This window comes from uncultured Methanobrevibacter sp., from assembly GCF_947170395.1.
Lineage (GTDB): Archaea > Methanobacteriota > Methanobacteria > Methanobacteriales > Methanobacteriaceae > Methanocatella.
The window spans coordinates 1-17,924 of the sequence record NZ_CAMVTE010000028.1 but is presented as its reverse complement, the minus strand read 5'-3'; the positions used below and the strand labels follow the sequence as shown (position 1 = coordinate 17,924).

At 36.0% G+C, this 17,924-nt stretch carries 23 protein-coding genes; 19 read left to right on the top strand and 4 right to left on the bottom strand.

All coding sequences use genetic code 11. The annotated features are described in order from the left end of the window. Positions 1–20 precede the first annotated feature (20 nt). Complete coding sequence (locus tag Q0W04_RS08135) at positions 21–176, bottom strand: hypothetical protein (RefSeq protein WP_298501869.1); 156 nt, start codon at positions 174–176, stop codon at positions 21–23. Positions 177–345: 169 nt separating this feature from the next. Between Q0W04_RS08135 and Q0W04_RS08130 the strand changes: the two genes are divergently transcribed. From Q0W04_RS08130 to Q0W04_RS08120, 3 genes are read left to right on the top strand one after another with little or no spacing between them, the layout of a single operon-like run. After that, a complete protein-coding gene (locus tag Q0W04_RS08130) occupies positions 346–555 on the top strand; it encodes a TIGR04165 family Cys-rich peptide (RefSeq protein ID WP_298501866.1) in 210 nt (69 codons plus the stop codon). 1 nt (position 556) lies between these two features. Then, positions 557–1,684, top strand: coding sequence for a TIGR04083 family peptide-modifying radical SAM enzyme (locus tag Q0W04_RS08125; RefSeq protein ID WP_298501863.1), 1,128 nt, complete (start codon positions 557–559; stop codon positions 1,682–1,684). Positions 1,685–1,693: 9 nt separating this feature from the next. Further along, positions 1,694–1,819 (top strand): hypothetical protein, encoded by a 126-nt coding sequence (locus tag Q0W04_RS08120; protein WP_298501861.1) that lies wholly within the window; start codon positions 1,694–1,696, stop codon positions 1,817–1,819. Positions 1,820–1,844: 25 nt separating this feature from the next. Here the strand turns inward: Q0W04_RS08120 and Q0W04_RS08115 are convergent, their stop codons facing one another. Further along, positions 1,845–2,333: a GNAT family N-acetyltransferase gene (locus Q0W04_RS08115; protein WP_298501859.1), complete on the bottom strand. Its 489-nt coding sequence runs from the start codon at positions 2,331–2,333 to the stop codon at positions 1,845–1,847. A gap of 178 nt (positions 2,334–2,511) precedes the next feature. On the opposite strand from Q0W04_RS08115, the gene Q0W04_RS08110 reads away from it, so the two are divergent. From Q0W04_RS08110 to Q0W04_RS08090, 5 genes are all read left to right on the top strand, one after another. Further along, positions 2,512–4,557 carry a cation-translocating P-type ATPase gene (locus Q0W04_RS08110; RefSeq protein WP_298501856.1) on the top strand — a complete coding sequence of 682 codons (2,046 nt, stop codon included), beginning with the start codon at positions 2,512–2,514 and terminating at the stop codon, positions 4,555–4,557. A 67-nt stretch (positions 4,558–4,624) separates the two neighbouring features. Further along, the gene (locus Q0W04_RS08105) at positions 4,625–5,614 is read left to right on the top strand and encodes an ATP phosphoribosyltransferase (RefSeq protein WP_298501853.1); all 990 of its coding nucleotides are present in this window, start codon (positions 4,625–4,627) and stop codon (positions 5,612–5,614) included. Positions 5,615–5,754: 140 nt separating this feature from the next. Continuing rightward, positions 5,755–6,657 (top strand): CBS domain-containing protein, encoded by a 903-nt coding sequence (locus Q0W04_RS08100; protein ID WP_298501851.1) that lies wholly within the window; start codon positions 5,755–5,757, stop codon positions 6,655–6,657. 21 nt (positions 6,658–6,678) lie between these two features. Next, entirely contained in the window at positions 6,679–7,602 is a 924-nt protein-coding gene (locus Q0W04_RS08095; RefSeq protein WP_298501848.1) for a deoxyhypusine synthase, read from the top strand. Beyond that, the gene (locus Q0W04_RS08090) at positions 7,603–8,130 is read left to right on the top strand and encodes a hypothetical protein (RefSeq protein ID WP_298501845.1); all 528 of its coding nucleotides are present in this window, start codon (positions 7,603–7,605) and stop codon (positions 8,128–8,130) included. It begins immediately after the preceding gene. A 33-nt stretch (positions 8,131–8,163) separates the two neighbouring features. Here Q0W04_RS08090 and Q0W04_RS08085 read toward each other — a convergent pair whose 3' ends face one another. Both Q0W04_RS08085 and pyrF read right to left on the bottom strand, forming a co-directional pair. Then, positions 8,164–8,409, bottom strand: coding sequence for a DUF5654 family protein (locus tag Q0W04_RS08085; RefSeq protein WP_298501842.1), 246 nt, complete (start codon positions 8,407–8,409; stop codon positions 8,164–8,166). Positions 8,410–8,494: 85 nt separating this feature from the next. Continuing rightward, positions 8,495–9,142, bottom strand: coding sequence for an orotidine-5'-phosphate decarboxylase (gene pyrF, locus Q0W04_RS08080; RefSeq protein ID WP_298501839.1), 648 nt, complete (start codon positions 9,140–9,142; stop codon positions 8,495–8,497). 199 nt (positions 9,143–9,341) lie between these two features. On the opposite strand from pyrF, the gene Q0W04_RS08075 reads away from it, so the two are divergent. The 11 genes from Q0W04_RS08075 to guaB all read left to right on the top strand — a co-directional run bounded on the left by Q0W04_RS08075 (position 9,342) and on the right by guaB (position 17,712). Then, entirely contained in the window at positions 9,342–10,007 is a 666-nt protein-coding gene (locus Q0W04_RS08075) for an energy-coupling factor ABC transporter permease (RefSeq protein ID WP_298501836.1), read from the top strand. Positions 10,008–10,017: 10 nt separating this feature from the next. Further along, positions 10,018–10,305 carry an energy-coupling factor ABC transporter substrate-binding protein gene (locus Q0W04_RS08070; protein WP_298501833.1) on the top strand — a complete coding sequence of 96 codons (288 nt, stop codon included), beginning with the start codon at positions 10,018–10,020 and terminating at the stop codon, positions 10,303–10,305. A 40-nt stretch (positions 10,306–10,345) separates the two neighbouring features. Beyond that, positions 10,346–11,038: a cobalt ECF transporter T component CbiQ gene (gene cbiQ / locus Q0W04_RS08065; protein WP_298501830.1), complete on the top strand. Its 693-nt coding sequence runs from the start codon at positions 10,346–10,348 to the stop codon at positions 11,036–11,038. Position 11,039: 1 nt separating this feature from the next. Further along, positions 11,040–11,873 (top strand): ATP-binding cassette domain-containing protein, encoded by an 834-nt coding sequence (locus tag Q0W04_RS08060; protein ID WP_298501827.1) that lies wholly within the window; start codon positions 11,040–11,042, stop codon positions 11,871–11,873. A 140-nt stretch (positions 11,874–12,013) separates the two neighbouring features. Further along, positions 12,014–12,472, top strand: coding sequence for a riboflavin synthase (ribC, locus tag Q0W04_RS08055; protein WP_292603096.1), 459 nt, complete (start codon positions 12,014–12,016; stop codon positions 12,470–12,472). Between the two features lie 12 nt (positions 12,473–12,484). Beyond that, the gene (locus Q0W04_RS08050; RefSeq protein WP_298501824.1) at positions 12,485–13,189 is read left to right on the top strand and encodes a glycosyltransferase family 2 protein; all 705 of its coding nucleotides are present in this window, start codon (positions 12,485–12,487) and stop codon (positions 13,187–13,189) included. A gap of 9 nt (positions 13,190–13,198) precedes the next feature. Further along, a complete protein-coding gene (locus Q0W04_RS08045; RefSeq protein ID WP_298501822.1) occupies positions 13,199–13,546 on the top strand; it encodes a DUF2304 domain-containing protein in 348 nt (115 codons plus the stop codon). A gap of 3 nt (positions 13,547–13,549) precedes the next feature. Then, entirely contained in the window at positions 13,550–14,218 is a 669-nt protein-coding gene (locus Q0W04_RS08040) for a (Fe-S)-binding protein (RefSeq protein WP_298501819.1), read from the top strand. Then, positions 14,208–15,410, top strand: coding sequence for an LUD domain-containing protein (locus Q0W04_RS08035; RefSeq protein WP_298501816.1), 1,203 nt, complete (start codon positions 14,208–14,210; stop codon positions 15,408–15,410). The genes Q0W04_RS08040 and Q0W04_RS08035 overlap by 11 nt, the downstream gene beginning before the upstream one ends. Positions 15,411–15,500: 90 nt before the next feature. Then, entirely contained in the window at positions 15,501–16,214 is a 714-nt protein-coding gene (locus Q0W04_RS08030; RefSeq protein ID WP_298501812.1) for a (5-formylfuran-3-yl)methyl phosphate synthase, read from the top strand. A 13-nt stretch (positions 16,215–16,227) separates the two neighbouring features. Continuing rightward, positions 16,228–17,712, top strand: a complete 1,485-nt coding sequence (gene guaB / locus Q0W04_RS08025; RefSeq protein ID WP_298501809.1) for an IMP dehydrogenase — start codon at positions 16,228–16,230, stop codon at positions 17,710–17,712. The last annotated feature ends 212 nt before the right edge of the window (positions 17,713–17,924 follow it).

The following is a 17,924-nucleotide window of genomic DNA, read 5'->3' as shown; positions in this document are numbered from 1 at the left end:
TCTTTTTTATTAATTTAAAATTATTTTCTTATTTTATCAGTAATTTCCTCCCACTCCTGGGATTCAACCACATCAAAACTTTCTCTCCAGAATTTTTGCCTTACAATATTTGTAACTTCCGTAAAAATTCTATTATTTCTCTGTTTTAAAAATTGGTCATAGTAATCATATGGCATTTTTATCACTTCGAATATGAATTTAGTATTGTATATGTGTTTAAATCTTATTTAAAGCTTGTTGAAGCCACTTCGTAAAATTGCTTTCGCAGAAACATCTTATTTATACTTTTCTGTTAAAAATAAATTTATATTTTAAAAAATTGAAATATAATATTAGGTGAAAATTATGAAGCTTGAAGAACTTTTAGCACCATGTCCAGAATGTGGTTCAAAAGATAAAATCGCTCTTAGAAGGTTACTGGATAATCACAGAGCTCATGCAGAAATGAATGCAGTAAAATGTGAAGAATGTGGTTATGTATTCTTTGTAAACGAAGACATGGATCCTGATGAGAAAAAACAACTGTTAAATGAATTAAACAAAGTTTATGGTTAAAATGACATTCCATGTAATGATTATACCAACACTTAATTGTCCATCAAACTGCAAATACTGTTGGGGTTCAGAAAATACAAAGGAAATGATGGATATTGAAATTATAGACCAGATTATAGCTTGGCTGGATGATTTTAGAGATGATACGGTTCACTTCACTTTCCATGGTGGGGAACCTCTTCTTGCAGGTTATGATTTCTATAAGACTGCACTCGAAAAGCTCTCGAAACTGGAAAACCTTGACGGATTTTCTCTTCAAAGCAATATATGGCTTTTGAGCGATGAGCTAATTGATTTGTTTGTTAAATACAATGTTGTTGTAAGTACAAGTATTGACGGGCCAAAAGAGATAAACGATTATCAAAGGGGAGACGGTTACTATGACAAGACAATGTCAAAATATGAGCTTGCAAAATCCAAGGGATTAATAATCAATTTTGTTCTGACTGTAACCGATTATTCAAAGGACTTCTCAGATGAATTATACGATTTCTTTAAAAATGAGCAGATGAGTCTGAAAATACATGCTGCCCTTCCTTCATTAAGGGGAGATAATGCAGACCCTTGGGCACTTGACCAGGAAGAGCATGGAAAATTGCTGGTTGACTGGTTGGACAAGTATCTCTATGATTTGGACAAGTTCACAATCATGGACTTGGACCATATCTGCAAATCCGCTTTAAGAAGAAGGGGAACTCTCTGTACATTTGCTGATTGTATCGGAACAACTCTTGCAGTAGGTGCTGACGGTTCGATTTATCCATGTTACAGATTTGTCGGAATGCCTGAATATGTTTTGGGCAATGTGGCCAACAATCCAAGCTTTGATGATTTAAAGGAATCTGAGGCATGGGCAAAACTTCAGGAATTTAGGGATTATGTGGATGAAAACTGCAAAAAATGCAAGTTTGTAAAGTATTGTGAAGGAGGATGTCCGTACAATGCAATTGTGGCACATAAGACTCCTCAGGCGGTTGACCCACAATGTGATGCCTATAAAATAATCTTCGGTGAAGTTTCAAAAAGAATGAATAAGGAATTTGCCAAATCAGCATTCGGATTGGGTGCTCCTGCTGAGAAAAAGGAAGGCGATCCGTTTAGCATAATGGACCTTGCAATGAAACCTTGAGGTGATACAGTGATTTGTGATGACTGCAAATATCTGATAGTCAGAGACAAGTACAAGATTGTCTGTAAGCTCAATGAACATCAGCTGCTGGATGTTAAGAAGTGTATGAATTTTGAAAAAATTGATGAAGAGTAATTTGGAGATTTTTCTCTAAATTATACTATTTTTTAAATGTTAATCTCATCTGATGCCAAACCTCACCGCCATGTTTGGATTCGCTGATTCCCTCATCGCCAAAACCGAATTTTGAATAATATGAAACCAGATTCTGTTTGCATGTTAAAACAACACCTAAACGATTTTCTTTTTTTGCATTATCTATGAATTGCTTAATTAATTTGGATGCATAGCCATGTTTTCTATATTCTGGAAGGGTATTTACTCCAAAAATCATTTGCCAGTTGCCGGATTCATTATGCATGCTTGCATTTTCATACATTTCATCTTTCAAATCCTTTTCATCCGTTGTAAATCCGTTGATGAAGGAAACTGTTTTTGTATTTTCTTTCAAAACCAAGAAATGATTCGGATAGGTTATCAGTCTTTCTTCAATTTCATTTCTTTTGGCAGCTTCCGATTGTGGAAAGCATTCCCTCTCTATATTGTATAATGTATCCAAATCATCAATCGTTGCGGTTCTGATTTCCATAATTATGTTATCTGTTTTTTCACTTAAAAATCCTTTCAGTAATACTGAGTATATAAAGGAATTTAAAAAAAGTAATACTTTTATATAATATGAAGGAAATATTATGAAATAGTAATACTGCATATATAAATAAATCCAAAAAAAGTAATACTTTATAAATTTTAAGAAGGTGAAAAATGTGATTGATGAGATAACAGATTTTTTATTTGGCTTGAAAATGACTATCATCTCTGCTGTATTTCTTGTAATCGCAGTTATTTTCATGATATTTGGAATTGACACTCCAATTTACCTAAACCCTGCATGGGGTGCGGTAATAATCAGTGGTATTCCAATGTTGCTTCTTGCTATGACAAGACTAATCCGTGAGCGATGGATTTCATCAGCGCTTCTGATTGCAATAGCTATGGTAGCTTCACTTTTAATTGGTGAAATCTTTGCTGCAGGTGAAGTCGCATGGATTATGGCATTGGGTGCACTTCTTGAGGACTGGACAGTTGAAAGAGCTAAGAAAGGTTTGAGAAATCTTATCAATTTAACTCCGCAAACTGGTAGAAGAATTGTAGACGGCGTTGAAGAGGAAGTATCAGTTGATGAGATTAAAATCGGCGATACTTTAAGAATTCTTCCTGGTGAAAGCGTACCTGTAGATGGTGAGATAATTTCAGGAACCAGTTCACTTGACCAATCAATCATGACCGGGGAGTCTCTTCCAATCGATAAGGAAGTTGGAGATGAGGTATTCTGCGGTACCATGAATATGTATGGTGCAATTGACATTAAGGCGACCAGTTTAGGTGAAAATTCATCACTTCAGAAATTGATTGACCTTGTAAAGGCCGCTGATGAAAAGCAGGCTCCAACCCAAAGGATTGCAGATAAATGGGCAACATGGCTTGTTCCTGTTGCATTGATTATTGCTATTGCAGCTTGGCTGATAACAGGCGATATCGAAAGAGGAGTTACAGTTTTAGTAGTATTCTGTCCATGTGCATTGATACTTGCAACACCAACAGCAATTATGGCTGCTATCGGTCAGGCAACCAAATATGGCGTGCTCATTAAATCTGGTGAGGCACTTGAAACATTGGGTGGCTTAAACACATTGGTATTCGACAAGACCGGAACATTAACATACGGTAATTTACAGGTATCTGATGTAATTCCGGTCAGTGACGATTTAAGTGAAACCGATTTGCTTAAGGCTGTCGCATCCTGTGAAACATTAAGTGAACATCCATTGGCTAAAGCTATTGTCAGCAAAGCAAAAGAATTGGAAATGGATCTTGAAGAGCCACAGGACTTTAAGATGTATCCCGGTAAAGGTGTAAGCTGTAATATTTCATATGGTAAAGTCTACGCGGGAAATGCCAAATTTTTAGCTGAAAACAATATTGATGTTGATGAAAGTTATCTGGACAAACTTAGAAACGAAGGAAAAGCTGCAATAATCGTTGCAATAAATGATGCTGTTGTTGGTTTTGTCGGTTTATCTGATGTGATTCGTGAAGATTCTGCAAGCATGATAAAAAGTCTGCATGATTTGGACACCGAGACTATATTGCTTACAGGTGATAATACAGAAACTGCAAATTACTTTGCTTCACAGGTCGGAATCGGTCAAGTTCATGGAAATCTGCTTCCAGAAGAAAAGCTTTCATGGATTGAAAAACTCAAAAGTGAAGGCAAGAAAGTCTGTATGATTGGAGATGGTGTAAATGATGCGCCTGCACTTAAAACAGCTGATGTAAGTGTGGCAATGGGATCTGTTGGAAGTGACGTGGCTATTGAAGCTGCTGACATTGCACTTCTGGGAGATGACATCGGAAAAATACCATATCTTAAAAAGCTTTCAAACTCCACACTGTTTACAATCAAAGCAAATATCATTATTTCAATGACAATCAATGCATTGGCTATTGTATGTTCCGTATTGGGATGGTTAAATCCGGTTACAGGAGCTATTGTTCACAATGCAGGGTCATGTTTGGTAGTTTTAAATGCTGCTTTATTGTATGACAGAAAATTCGATGATTCAATTAAAAAAATTGACTCTGAGAATGTGGAACACTCACATTTCCATTTCCACAATGATGGTGAACACACTCATTCACACAAGGGTGTTTTAATCATCGATGAGATTGTAACTGAAAATGGTGTAAAGCATATGCATGCCCACAAACATGCATTACAAAGACAAAGTTGTGAAGCATATCACAACTAACTTTTTTTATTTTTTAATATCAAAATCATTAAATATCAAAACGAATAATCTTATTTTAGGTATTAATATGAACGAGAAAATAATTTTAGGACTTCCAAAAGGAAGTTTAAATAATGTAAAAAGAGGAAATACTTATCAATTATTTGTTGATGCAGGTTATGAAGTTAAAGGTTATGAACCTGGTGATGAAGCTTATGAAATTGAAATCTTAAATGATGATGACATTACTGCTTTTCTTACCCGTCCTCAATCCACACCTGTTGAACTGAACAGGGGAATCATCGACATTGCAATTGTTGGTGAGGATTGGATTAAAGAGGAATCCGTTTTAAGAGAAACAAACACAATCAAATTAGGTGATTTGGATTATGGGAAAACCCGTTTGATTGTTGCAGTTCCTAAAGAAGCACCATATGATAATTTATCTGACTTTTTCAGAGCAAATAAAGATAGAAAAACTCCAATTTTATGTTTTACTGAATATCCTAATTTAACCAGGAAATTCATAATGGAAAATGAAGTATATCAGGAAATGTATGGTGATTCAGTACCATTTGTCCAAGTCAGGGGATTGACTGATGGGGATAATGAAATGGTGCAGGTCATTAACTCAGACGGTGCAACTGAAGTTTATATTGCCAAAGGTGCTGATCTGATTGTTGACAATACTCAAACTGGAAGTAGCCTAAGAAAAGCCGGATTGAAGGAGATTGAAACAATCCTTCATTCTTCAGCAGGTCTTTATGCAAGTGGAAGTTGCAGTGAAGAGAAAATTGATAAGGCTAAAATGATTTATGAACAGCTATTGGGTGCTATAACAGCTAAAAAATACTTTGATGTTAAATTTAACATTGCAAATTCAAAAATTGAAGAAGTATCCAAGTATCTGATTGAGAATAAACTTTGTGCTGATGAACCTACTCTCACTCCGGGGTCTGATTTTTCACAAATCAATGTATTGATTCCTAAAGCCAAATTCCCTGAAATGATTGATGTCATCAAAGGATTCGATGCAACTTCAATCATTAGAAATGATTTAAAACAGCTTGTTAAATAATCATTTCATTTTCTTTATTTTTTTTAAACATTGTTTAATGTCCTTATTTTTCTAATTGAAAATATCATTATAAATCATTAACATTTATAAGGGATTTCAAACAAAACTTAATATATTAGTTAATAAAGATGGCGATTAACATGTTAACATCTGTTCAAAAGGAAATTTTACAAACATTAATTAATTTATACCAGTCTTCCAATGGAAAATCCATTAAGGGAGAAGATATTGCTGAGGTAATGAACAGGAATCCCGGTACAATACGTAACCAAATGCAATCTTTAAGAAGCCTAGGTTTGGTTAAGGGAGTTCCAGGTCCTAGAGGCGGATACAAACCGACCATTGAAGCATATCACTCATTGAACATTAAGGTTTCAGACAATGACTCAAAAGTTCCTATTTATAAAAATGGAAAAAGACTGGAAGATATTTCTGTTGCAAAAATAGAATTCACAAGCGTTCCTCAGCCTAGTGAATGCGAAGCGGCAATTAAGGTTTTAGGCAGCATTAAGGATTTAAATCTTGGTGATACTGTAAGAATCGGACCTACACCTGTAAACAACCTTGGAGTTATGGGTGAAATCGTGGGTCGTGATGATATGGATAATATCCTGCTTGTCGATACGACTACAATAAGAAGCATTCCTAAAAAAACCGTTGGGGATATCGCAAGCCGTGATGTAATTTCCTTTAAGATGGACTGTTCACTAAAAGAGGCCGCAAGAAAATTGACTGACAATGAAATTGATGGTGCTCCTGTAATGAAAGACGGAAAGGTTGTAGGAGTATTTACAGTAACAGACCTTGTCCAGGCAGTAGCCGAAGACAATGAGGATAAAACCGTAGGGGAATTAATGTCTACAAATGTCGTTATTGTCAATGAAGACTTAAAAATTGCCAATGCCATTGAGGTCATGCTTAAAAAATCAATTTCCAGATTAATCATAGCGGACAACGATAATGTTTTACTTGGAATTGTCACAAGAACAGATCTGATTGACAGCATTACCAATTTAAAACAGTTCCCTATTATTACAAATTAATTTTTATTTTTAAGTGATTTAATGAAAGTTACACAGATTGACGTTGATAAAGATATGAGTATACTGGATTTGATAAATCAGTTTGACCAATCCGGTGTTTTAGGTGCAGGCAGAGTCGCAAGAGCTTGCAATATTTTAGCAGAAATGATTCAGGACGATGAAATGAGCGTATTTTTAAGTCTTGGAGGTCCATTGATTCCTGGCGGTATGAGAAATATTGTAACAAAAATGATTAAAGATGGACATGTGGATTTGATTGTTGCAAGCGGAGCAAACATTACTCATGATTTGGTTGAAGCGTTTGGAGGATCCCATTATCGCCATGAAGGAAGGGATGATGAGGATTTGAATGCTGATGGAATCGGAAGGATTGCAGATATCAATGTCGGTTCTGATGATTTTACAATATTTGAAACCGAAATCATCAAAATCTTTGAAAAAATAGCTCAAAAGAAAAAAATCATTTCAATTCAGGAGCTATTGCATGAAGTTGGCCTTTTGGTTGATGATGAAAATTCATTTGTGGCCACAGCAGCAAGAAACAACGTTCCAATTTTTGCACCGGGCATTATCGATTCGATGTTGGGTCTTCAGTTGTGGATTTTTACTCAGGACCATGATTTTACACTAAGTGCGGCCGGAGATATGCCATATCTCTCAGATATTGTCTTTGAATCCGAAAAGGTAGGAGCAGTACTTTTAGGTGGGGGTTTGACTAAGCATTATACTCTGGCTTCCAATGTTATCAAGGGAGGTCTTGATGCAGCTATTCAGATTACAATGGACAGGCCCGAAGCTGGCAGTTTAGGGGGAGCTCCGCTTGAGGAAGCAAAATCCTGGTCAAAGGCAAGATGCGGATCCAATCTTTCAAGTGTCGTTGGTGATGTTACTGTTATTTTCCCATTGATTTATGCGGCTGCATTGGATAAAATAGGTAGTGATTAAATGAGTTACATTCTTTTGGCAATATTATTTTTAATTTCAGGATTTTTCATGAAATATTCTGATGATTTATTTGATGAAAAACATGATTTGTCTTCTGCAAGTGTTTTTGGAGTAGTATGTGGTCTTGCATCCGGATTGGCTGCAGTTTACAGTGTTGAAGCGGCATATATTTTTATAGCTATTCCAATAGGCAATTTCATTGTAATGAAAGTTGATGGACTGCACCATTTGATTACACTGATAACGTTTATAGTCATATTGCTGATTGGCGGAATTCCTGAATTAGGTGTTGTTATACTGCTGATATGTATTTTAGCTGCCATTTCAGATGAAGTGGGCCATGAACTGATTGGAAATGTTACGCAAAATAAGTTTTTAAATCTGTTTTTCGAATATCGCTTTGTAATGAAAATTGTGATATTTCTGCTGGCTTTATGTGGTGTTTTCAACATCTGGCTGTTTGTTTGCTTTATAATATTTGAATTGTCCTATGTATGTGGCGGAATTGTATTTGAAAGTTTGAATTGAAAAAAAGAAATTAAGAAAAGGAATTTAGAATTCCTATTCTCCTAGTTCAATACCCATTTTACCTGCTACTCTAGCAAGTAATACAGTAACGATAACTGCAACAACGGTTACTACGATTGCGTAAGTGAATAAACTTGGAAGAGCGTCTCCAGATCCGATGAACTGTTCGATTAATTTTTGGATAGCGTCGTTCCATGCTAAACCTGCAACGAATGCGAATGCAGTAGTAATTAATCCGAGGATTGTTTCCATGATTAATTTTGTTACTTCAGATGCCATACCTTTCACCTCCATTTAACCCAGTATGTTCAAGGATAATAAGAACAATTATATTTTTATTTTTTTTAATTAAAATAGTTTAGCTTTAATTGAGTGAATTAATCAAATCTTTGCATGATTTTTGAGGATTTTCAGATTCATAAATGCTACGTCCAACGATAATTGCATTGGAATATTGGAGGGTTTTTTTACCGTCTCCGCCCTGTTTTCCAACACCTGGAGATATAATAAATGCATCTTCACCTACTATTTGGCGAATATCTGATAATCTGTCAAGCCTTGTTGCCGGTGCAACGAAGTTGGTAATGTTCATATCGACTCCCATTTGGGCAATTGCATCAGCATTTTCCTGTAAAAACATTTTAGCTCCGGGATGAGACATTTCAGTAAGCAGAAACAGTTCCTTTTCGTGTTTGGCAGCCATGTCAAGACAGGCCTGAACACTGTCGGGTCCTACAAAACCGTGGCAGATTATTGCATCGGCTCCTGCTTTGAATGTTTCATCACAGATCTTTTCATTGGTGGCATCAATATCGGCTACCTTAAAGTCACAGATTACATTGAATCCGAATTGATCTTTTAATTTGTTAATTATCTCAAGGCCTTCGGCCAGTGCTAAAGGATATCCTATTTTAATCGTGTCGATATATTCTTTAACTGAATCGCAAATTTCAATAGCTTCACTTTCACTCATAACATCAAGTGCCAAAATCAGGTTGTTTTTAATATCCATGGTATCATCTTTTTTTATTTTTCAATTAAATAATTTAGGTTTGACTAAATTTTGTTTAGTGTATTACTAATAATATTTATATATAATAAGGTATATAATATCATTATCAATAAAACTTTAATAATATTTAATTATAATTTAAATTTTTATTGAGTAATATATCAAATTATATTGATAGGTTATTTGGAGGAATTTATTTATGCATATTATGGAAGGATATTTACCATTGACCTGGTGTATAATATGGTTCGTCGTAGCATTCATCGTGGTTGCATTTGGTTTATATCAAATCAAAAAAATTGTAGATGAAACCCCTGAATCCAAAGCTTTACTTGCAGTAAGCGGTGCATTCATGTTCGTCTTATCATCTTTGAAATTACCTTCTGTTACTGGAAGTTGTTCTCACCCTTGTGGTAACGGATTAGGTGCAGCATTATTTGGTCCTGCAGTAACTGCAGTATTAGCAACTATTGTACTTCTCTTCCAAGCAATCTTACTTGCTCACGGAGGATTAACAACCTTAGGTGCAAACATTGTATCTATGGGTATCGTAGGACCTTTAGCAGCATGGCTTATATACAAAGGATTAACAAAAGCTAATGTATCTTCTACTATTGCTATTTTCTTCGCAGCATTTTTAGGAGACTTATTAACATATGTAGCTACTTCATTCCAATTAGCTTTCGCATTCCCTGCTCCTACTTTTGGAACTGCATTAACTAACTTCTTAGTTATCTTCGCAGTAACTCAAGTACCATTAGCAGTCGGTGAAGGTATCTTAACTGTAATTATCTGGGATAGATTAAAAGCTTACAAACCAAAATTGTTAGATAAACTTAATGCATTAGCTCCTAATGAAGCATAAGGTGATAAATATGAAAACATCAACATTAATAATTTTAGCAGTTGTCTGCGCAATTATTTTCATTGCACCATTAGCAATGTATAATGGTCACGGGGAAGATGATGGATACTTTGGTGGATCTGATGATGCGGCAAGTGAACAAATTGAAGCAACTAACTTTGAACCATGGTTTTCATCTATTTGGGAGCCACCTAGTGGTGAAATAGAAAGTTTATTATTCGCTCTTCAAGCAGCTATAGGAGCAATCATTATTGGTTACTTCTTCGGTTACTGGAGAGGACAAAGTAAAGAAGAATAATTAATTTTTATTCTTTCTTTTTTCTTTTTTTAGTGATATTATGAAATTTGATATGGATTATATTGCGCATCACAATGAATTAACAGAGACAAATCCTTATTTTAAATTGTTTTTGACAATAATTTTGTTAATAGTTACATTGGCACTTGATAATCTATATTTTGACGTATTGATTTTCGTTGTAATGTCTATTGTTATTTTGGCAATAGCTAGGATAAGCATTTGGTCCTATTTGAAATTTTTAACAATTCCTGTTGCGTTTCTTGTCATTACCTGTTTGTTTTTAATGTTCTTTTTTGGAAAAGGGGAAGTGATTTTTGAAATAGGCTTTTTCGGAATTGTTGTAACAGCCGATTCTTTTCATTATGCTGTTTACACATTCTTTAGAGTAATGGGATGTTTCCCATGTTTGGGATTTTTGGCTTTAACAACTCCTATTGCAAAAATATTGCACTGTTTGGCAACTCTAAAAGTTCCAAAAATCATGATCGAAATCGGTCTTTTAATGTATAATGCAATATTCATTTTCTTAAACGAAATAGATACTATGCAAAAGGCACAGGATACAAGATTAGGATACCATTCCTACTGGTCGTCTTTCAAATCATTAGGCGCTCTTACAAGTACAATATTTTTAAGGTCTCTTGATAAAAGTGAAACACTTCAATTTGCTCTGGATTCAAGGGGCTATACTGGTGAACTTCCACTTTATGAACCGAAAAGGGAGGAATAACATGTTAGAAGTTAAAAATATTAAATATTCATACAATAAGGATTATCAGGCGCTGAAAGGAGTAAGTTTAAAAGTTGAAAGAGGGCAGATGGTTGCTCTTTTAGGTAAAAACGGTGCCGGTAAATCTACTTTGTTTCTGCATTTGAACGGAATTTACGAACCTGATGAAGGCCAAGTCTTTATCGATGGGGAAGAGTTAAAGTATGACAAAAAATCTTTGCTCAAATTCAGACAGAAAGTAGGTATTGTATTTCAAAACCCTGATGATCAGATATTCGCACCGACCGTTGAGGAAGATGTTGCCTTTGGCCCTTTAAATTTGGGATTATCCATGGAAGAGGTTCAGCAAAGGGTAACTGATGCTTTAGAACGTGTTGGTATGAGCGGATTTGAAAAGACTGCTCCTCACCATTTAAGTGGAGGTCAAAAGAAAAGAGTGGCTATTGCAGGTATTCTTGCAATGAAACCGGAAATAATGGTTTTGGATGAGCCTACTGCAGGTCTCGACCCGCAGGGTGTAGTTAATTTAAGTACGCTGTTAAATGAGCTCAATGAAGAAGGAATTACAATCATCATTTCAACTCACGAAGTGGATTTGGTTCCAAACTATGCTGATAAAGTCTTTGTTTTGGTTGATGGAATATTGATTGGTGAAGGTACACCTAAAGAGATTTTTGCACAACCTGAAATTCTCGAACAGGCTAATTTGAAAGTACCTATTGTTACTGAGCTATTCCAACAGCTTGAAGCTGAACAGGGCTTTGATATGCAAGGGGATTATCCTTTAACTATTGACGAAGCTAAGGATAAGTTTTTAGAAATTTTAAATAAATAATTTCCATTATTTTTTTGTAAAATAATTTTTTCATAAATTTATTTCACAAAGTATTACTCGCAGTTAAAATTGATAATACTTCTCTTTTTAATTAAACATTTATATTAATAGAAACATAATTTTTCATAAGGTGAATTTACATGAGAATTGGAATTTGTGACACTACATTTGCCCGCTTTGATATGGCTTCAGCAGCTATTGACGAGCTTAAAAAGAATGCTTATGATTTAAAGATAATTCGCGAGACAGTTCCTGGCGTTAAAGACTTGCCTGTAACTGCAAAAATTCTCATTGAAGAAGAAAATTGTGATATTGTAATGGCACTTGGAATGCCGGGGCCTATGGAGAAAGATAAGATGTGTGCTCATGAAGCATCAACAGGCCTTATCAATGCACAGCTTATGACAAACACCCATATTCTGGAAGTATTTGTGCATGAGGATGAAGAGGAAGATCCGGTCGAGCTTGCAAAACTTGCAGAAAACAGGGCACGTGAACATGCACAGAATTTGATAAAGATGATGTATCACAGAAAGGCAATGAGAAAAGAAGCTGGAATGGGAATGCGTGAAGGAAAAGAAGACGCAGGTCCTTTATAATTAAGGTGTAACATGGAATATGAAATAACAGCAGAAGATAAGGATGCCACATATGTTGTTCTTCCGGCATATAATGAGGCAACAAGAATCCAGCCGGTAATAGAAGCTATTGCCGAGAAGGGATATAATATGGTCATTGTCAATGACGGTTCTTCAGACAATACTCTGGATGTCATTATGCAGTCAAAAAAGAAATATCCCGACCAGATTCATGTTTTTTCTTTACTGATTAATCGTGGTGTTGGTGTTGCAACACAGACAGGTTTTGATGCTGTTTTAAAATTCAATCCCAAATATATTGTGAGTATGGACTCTGACGGACAGCATTCCGCAGACGATTTGGATGATGTAATCAAACCGTTAGTGACTGGTGAAGCTGAAGCCGTCATAGGCGTAAGACCTCTTAAGGACATGCCGTTTACAAGAAATTTTGCAAATGCAATCATGAATCTTTTAACCAGAATATTTTATAGGGTAGATGTAAGCGATTCCCAGACAGGTTTCAGGGCATTGACTCTTGATGCTTTAAACAAGATTAGCATCAATGCTACCGGATATCTGATTTCTTCAGAATTCATACGTGAAATTAACGATAATGATATTCCATTTGCTGAAGTTCCAATCGAAACAATTTACACTCCTGAAACTCAGGCTAAGGGTACAAATGTTGTTGTTGCATTTAAAATATTGCTTCAGATGATTAAACATCAATTTTAAGGTGATAATATGTTTTTATATGCTTTTATATTTCCGATTATATCAATTATAGCCATTGTATGGTTTGTTGCAAGGTATCTTAAGGGAAAAAATTCTCTTACCACTGTTGTTTTATGGACAATATTCTGGATTTTTGTCAGTATATTTTCCATCTTCCCTGAGGTCAGTACCAGATTTGCCAGTATGTTCGGTATAACACGGGGTCTGGACTTTGTAATTATTTTAGTATTTGTAATATTGTTTTACACCGTGTTAAAGTTATATTTCATTGTGGATAAGATGCAAAATGATTTGAACAAGATTGTAAAGGAAGTTGCACTGAACAATGAAATCACTCTTGAGGATGAAGAGGAATAATTTATGTTGTATTTTAGAGGTTGCACAGCTCGTGAAAAACAAACAGGTATTGCACAAGCAACAGAATGTCTTTTGAAAAAGGCAAATGTTGACTATCATGTTCTTGAAGATGAAAAATGCTGCGGGTCAGTTTTACTTAGAACAGGTTTTGAGGATGAAGCCAGAAAGCAAATCCAAAAGAATAATGAAATTCTCAAAGGTGAAAAGATTCTGACTTCCTGTGCCGGGTGTTATAAGACTCTAAAAGATGATTATGAAGGTTTGGATGTAATCCATATATCTCAATTTTTAAATGAACTGATTAGCAAAGGCAAACTTGAGTTTTCAAAAAGGGATTTTGACGTTACCTATCATGATTCCTGTCATCTGGGAAGGCATTGTGAAGTGTTTGACGAACCGAGAGAGGTTATCCGATCTCTTGTAAATCTTGTTGAAATGGAAAACATCCGTGAAAACAGCTTATGCTGTGGTGCCGGTGGCGGTGTAAAGTCAGCCTATCCGGAAATAGCCAATCAAATGGCAAAAGCAAGAATCGCCCAGGCAAAAGAAACCAATTGTGATATTTTAATAACCCCATGTCCGTTCTGTAAGCTTAATCTGGAAAATGATGATCTGGAAGTCCTTGATTTATGTGAATTTTTAGTGAAATATGGTGAGATTGATGAAGGATAGTGAACTTGAAACAATGAGAAAGTCATTTAACACAGTTAAGAAAAGATCAAATGACATCAAGGATTCACAATCCACCAAAAGACTCGAATCCCGAGTTCGTGAAATAAAAAGATATTCAATTGAAAATAATTCCGAACTGCTTAATCAGGCGTTGGAGTCATTTAAGCGCAATGATATTGAAGTAAGCATTGCCAAAACCGCCCAGGATGCATTAAATATTATTGATGAATTGCTCAAACACTACAAAACAAAATCCATTGCCAAGGCCAAATCAAATACCTTAGGTGAAATCAATCTTAAAGGGCATCTGGCAGATAGCGGCATTGACGTTGTTGAAACTGACTTGGGAGATAGAATCCTGCAGCTTAAAAAGACTGACAACAAACCGGTTCATCCGACAGGTCCCGCTTCTCATTTGAACATTTCCAAAATCACAGACATTGTCAATGAATCTTTGGATGTTAACGTCAATCCTGAAGCTCGTGAAATCATGCAGACTGTAAGGCAAGATGTGCTAAACCGACTAAAAGATGCCAATGTAGGTATAAGTGGAGCCAATGCTATAGCTGCCGAAGAAGGGTCCCTTGTAATGGTTCACAATGAGGGCAATATTTCAATAGTTTCTCTGAAAGATTTGCATATAATTGTAGCTGGAATCGATAAAATTGTACCTTGTTTGGAAGATGCAATCTCTCTTGTTAAACTTGAAACAATATTTGCAACCGGAAACTATGTCACATCATATATGAACGTAATTTCAGGTCCGTCAAAAACAGCGGATATTGAAAAGAAACTTCTAAAAAATATGTACGGTGCTGAAAGGGTTGTTGTGATTCTTTTGGATAACGGAAGAAGTGAAGCGACTCCGGAATGTCTCTATTGCATAGGCTGCGGCAACTGTGTTGTTCACTGTCCGGTTTATAATGCGGTGGGAAATGAATTCGGATTCAACAATTATCTCGGAGGTCGTGGAGTGGCAATGTCCAAATTCCTAGAAGATGATGAGACATGCTATAATTCAGGCCTTTACATGTGTACGTTATGCGGATTGTGCACCTTAAACTGTCCTGTAGCCATTCCGACAAATGAAATCATTGAAAACATGAGAAAATTATCTACTGATGTAGGATTTTATCCGAAGGCTCATGGAATAATTAAAGACAATGTTTCTCAAAACGATTCACCATATTAGCTAATTTTTTTTAAAAAACCAATACTATTATAAATAATAAAGAAGTAATATTATTATATTATAAAATTATATTTTATTGGGAGGAAATAAATGCTTCTATTAATAAGTCCTATAAATCATGAAGAAGCTCTAGAATCTATAAAAGGTGGAGCAGACATTGTTGATGTAAAAAATCCTAAGGAAGGTTCCTTAGGCGCTAATTTCCCATGGGTTATTAAGGAAATTAGGGAATTGACTCCTGAAGACAAGCTTGTCAGTGCTACTTTAGGGGATGTGCCTTACAAACCTGGTACAGTTTCTCTTGCGGCAATGGGTGCTCACGTTTCAGGAGCAGATTACATTAAAGTCGGATTATACGGAACAAAAGACCATGATGAAGCTGTTGAAGTCATGGAAAATGTTGTAAAAACTGTAAAAGATATTAGTGAAGATACAATTATTGTAGCTGCAGGCTATGCTGATGCTCATCGTGTCGGTGCTGTTGGCCCTATGGAAATTCCAAAAGTGGCTAAGGATGCAGGTTGCGATTTGGCAATGCTTGACACTGCAGTTAAAGACGGTCATACATTATTTGATTATTTAGATATTGATCAGCTAAAAGAATTTGTTGATGAAGCTCACGGCTATGGGCTTTTGACTGCACTTGCAGGTTCTGTTAAAAAGGACCAGTTAAAACCTCTGCATGACATCGGATGTGATGTTGTAGGTATCAGAGGTGCAGCATGTGTCGGCGGTGACAGAAATACCGGTAAGATACACCACACCGCAGTAGCCGAGCTTAAGGAATTATGTGATTCATTTTAATAGGGTGTAATTTATGTCATATTCAAAAAAAGTTCAAGAAGCAAGAATGTCTTTCACTTTTGATGATTTTCTTTTAACTCCTAACGCAAGTTATGTGGAACCTAAAGACATTGATACCAAAATCGAATTGGGTAAAGGAATTAAATTAAACATTCCAGTTTTAAGTGCAGCTATGGATACTGTAACTGAAGCTGACCTTGCAATTGCAATGGCACAACAGGGTGGTGTCGGAGTTCTTCACAGAAACATGTCATTGGAAAGACAAGTTGAAGAAGTTAAAAAAGTTAAGAATGCTGAAGATTTAACAATCCGTGATGTTATAACTATTTCTCCGGATTCCACTGTTGCTGAAGCTCAAGATTTAATGCACAACGAACTCATCAGCGGATTGCCTGTTGTTGACGGTGATAAGATTATGGGAATTATCTCAAAAAGGGATATCAGACCGGTCTTAAAATCCGAACCGTCCACCGCAATCAAGGATATAATGACTTCAGATGTAGTTACCGTTGAAGAAGGAGTCAGTGCCGAAGAGGCATTGAATGTTGCCTATGATAATAAGGTTGAAAGACTTCCTGTTGTTTCCGACGGCAAACTGGTTGGAATCATTACCATCAAGGATATTTTAAACCAGGATCAATTCCCGAATGCAGCACGTGATAAAAACGGTGACTTTCTGGTTGCTGCCGCTTGCGGTCCGTTTGATTTGGACAGGGCAATGGCACTTGACCAGGCCGGTGCGGATATCATTTCAATTGACTGCGCTCATGCCCATAACATGAATGTGGTCAAATTTACCGAAACCATTAAAGATAACATTGATGCTGAATTATGTGTCGGTAATATTGCAACAGCCCAGGCTGCAGAAGACCTCATTTCCATGGGTGTCGATGCGCTTAAAGTAGGTATCGGTCCGGGTTCAATGTGTACCACCCGTATTGTTGCAGGTGTAGGAGTGCCTCAGCTTACCGCCATTTCAGATGTTGCTGATGCTGCAGCTGACACTGGTGTTCCTGTAATTGCAGATGGTGGTATCAGATACTCAGGTGATGTTGCAAAAGCTATCGGTGCCGGTGCAGATGCAGTAATGCTTGGAAACTTACTTGCAGCTTCCCTTGAAGCTCCAGGAGATATTGTTGTCATGAACGGTAAACAGTACAAAAAATACCGTGGAATGGGATCCATGGGCGCAATGACCAGTGAGTTTGATGGCGGATCCGACAGATACTTCCAAGGCAACAAAAGTAAAATGAACCACACAAAATATGTTCCTGAAGGAATCGAAGGTGCAGTGCCATACAGAGGAACAATTGCAGAAATCCTCTTCCAGCTGGTCGGCGGATTGAAATCTTCCATGGGATATTGTGGTGCAAAGGACATTGCTGCAATGAAAGAAAAAGCAAACTTTGTTAGAATTACAAGCAGTGGTATTAAGGAATCCCATCCTCACGACTTGTTAATTACTAATGAAAGTCCAAATTATCCAACTCTTGAATAGTTGGGTATCATTTATTATTATATTTTGATGGGAATCCAATAAAATAGTTGATTTATAGGGGGAAGTGTGTTCTCATCAAAATTATTTATATTTTATTGAAAAAATTATGTTTTTCTTGAATTAACTGATTTTAAGCAAACCTTTAAATATTAGATAATACTATATTATCATATTAGATAATTTTATGATTATTTTAGATAATCTATGTAAAT

Coding starts and splice junctions, on each gene's coding strand:
- Q0W04_RS08135 (WP_298501869.1), bottom strand. CDS start 176: ATGCCATATGATTACTATGACCAATTTTTAAAACAGAGAAATAATAGA.
- Q0W04_RS08130 (WP_298501866.1), top strand. CDS start 346: ATGAAGCTTGAAGAACTTTTAGCACCATGTCCAGAATGTGGTTCAAAA.
- Q0W04_RS08125 (WP_298501863.1), top strand. CDS start 557: ATGACATTCCATGTAATGATTATACCAACACTTAATTGTCCATCAAAC.
- Q0W04_RS08115 (WP_298501859.1), bottom strand. CDS start 2,333: ATGGAAATCAGAACCGCAACGATTGATGATTTGGATACATTATACAAT.
- Q0W04_RS08105 (WP_298501853.1), top strand. CDS start 4,625: ATGAACGAGAAAATAATTTTAGGACTTCCAAAAGGAAGTTTAAATAAT.
- Q0W04_RS08100 (WP_298501851.1), top strand. CDS start 5,755: ATGTTAACATCTGTTCAAAAGGAAATTTTACAAACATTAATTAATTTA.
- Q0W04_RS08095 (WP_298501848.1), top strand. CDS start 6,679: ATGAAAGTTACACAGATTGACGTTGATAAAGATATGAGTATACTGGAT.
- Q0W04_RS08090 (WP_298501845.1), top strand. CDS start 7,603: ATGAGTTACATTCTTTTGGCAATATTATTTTTAATTTCAGGATTTTTC.
- Q0W04_RS08085 (WP_298501842.1), bottom strand. CDS start 8,409: ATGGCATCTGAAGTAACAAAATTAATCATGGAAACAATCCTCGGATTA.
- pyrF (WP_298501839.1), bottom strand. CDS start 9,142: ATGGATATTAAAAACAACCTGATTTTGGCACTTGATGTTATGAGTGAA.
- Q0W04_RS08075 (WP_298501836.1), top strand. CDS start 9,342: ATGCATATTATGGAAGGATATTTACCATTGACCTGGTGTATAATATGG.
- Q0W04_RS08070 (WP_298501833.1), top strand. CDS start 10,018: ATGAAAACATCAACATTAATAATTTTAGCAGTTGTCTGCGCAATTATT.
- cbiQ (WP_298501830.1), top strand. CDS start 10,346: ATGAAATTTGATATGGATTATATTGCGCATCACAATGAATTAACAGAG.
- Q0W04_RS08060 (WP_298501827.1), top strand. CDS start 11,040: ATGTTAGAAGTTAAAAATATTAAATATTCATACAATAAGGATTATCAG.
- ribC (WP_292603096.1), top strand. CDS start 12,014: ATGAGAATTGGAATTTGTGACACTACATTTGCCCGCTTTGATATGGCT.
- Q0W04_RS08050 (WP_298501824.1), top strand. CDS start 12,485: ATGGAATATGAAATAACAGCAGAAGATAAGGATGCCACATATGTTGTT.
- Q0W04_RS08045 (WP_298501822.1), top strand. CDS start 13,199: ATGTTTTTATATGCTTTTATATTTCCGATTATATCAATTATAGCCATT.
- Q0W04_RS08040 (WP_298501819.1), top strand. CDS start 13,550: ATGTTGTATTTTAGAGGTTGCACAGCTCGTGAAAAACAAACAGGTATT.
- Q0W04_RS08035 (WP_298501816.1), top strand. CDS start 14,208: ATGAAGGATAGTGAACTTGAAACAATGAGAAAGTCATTTAACACAGTT.
- Q0W04_RS08030 (WP_298501812.1), top strand. CDS start 15,501: ATGCTTCTATTAATAAGTCCTATAAATCATGAAGAAGCTCTAGAATCT.
- guaB (WP_298501809.1), top strand. CDS start 16,228: ATGTCATATTCAAAAAAAGTTCAAGAAGCAAGAATGTCTTTCACTTTT.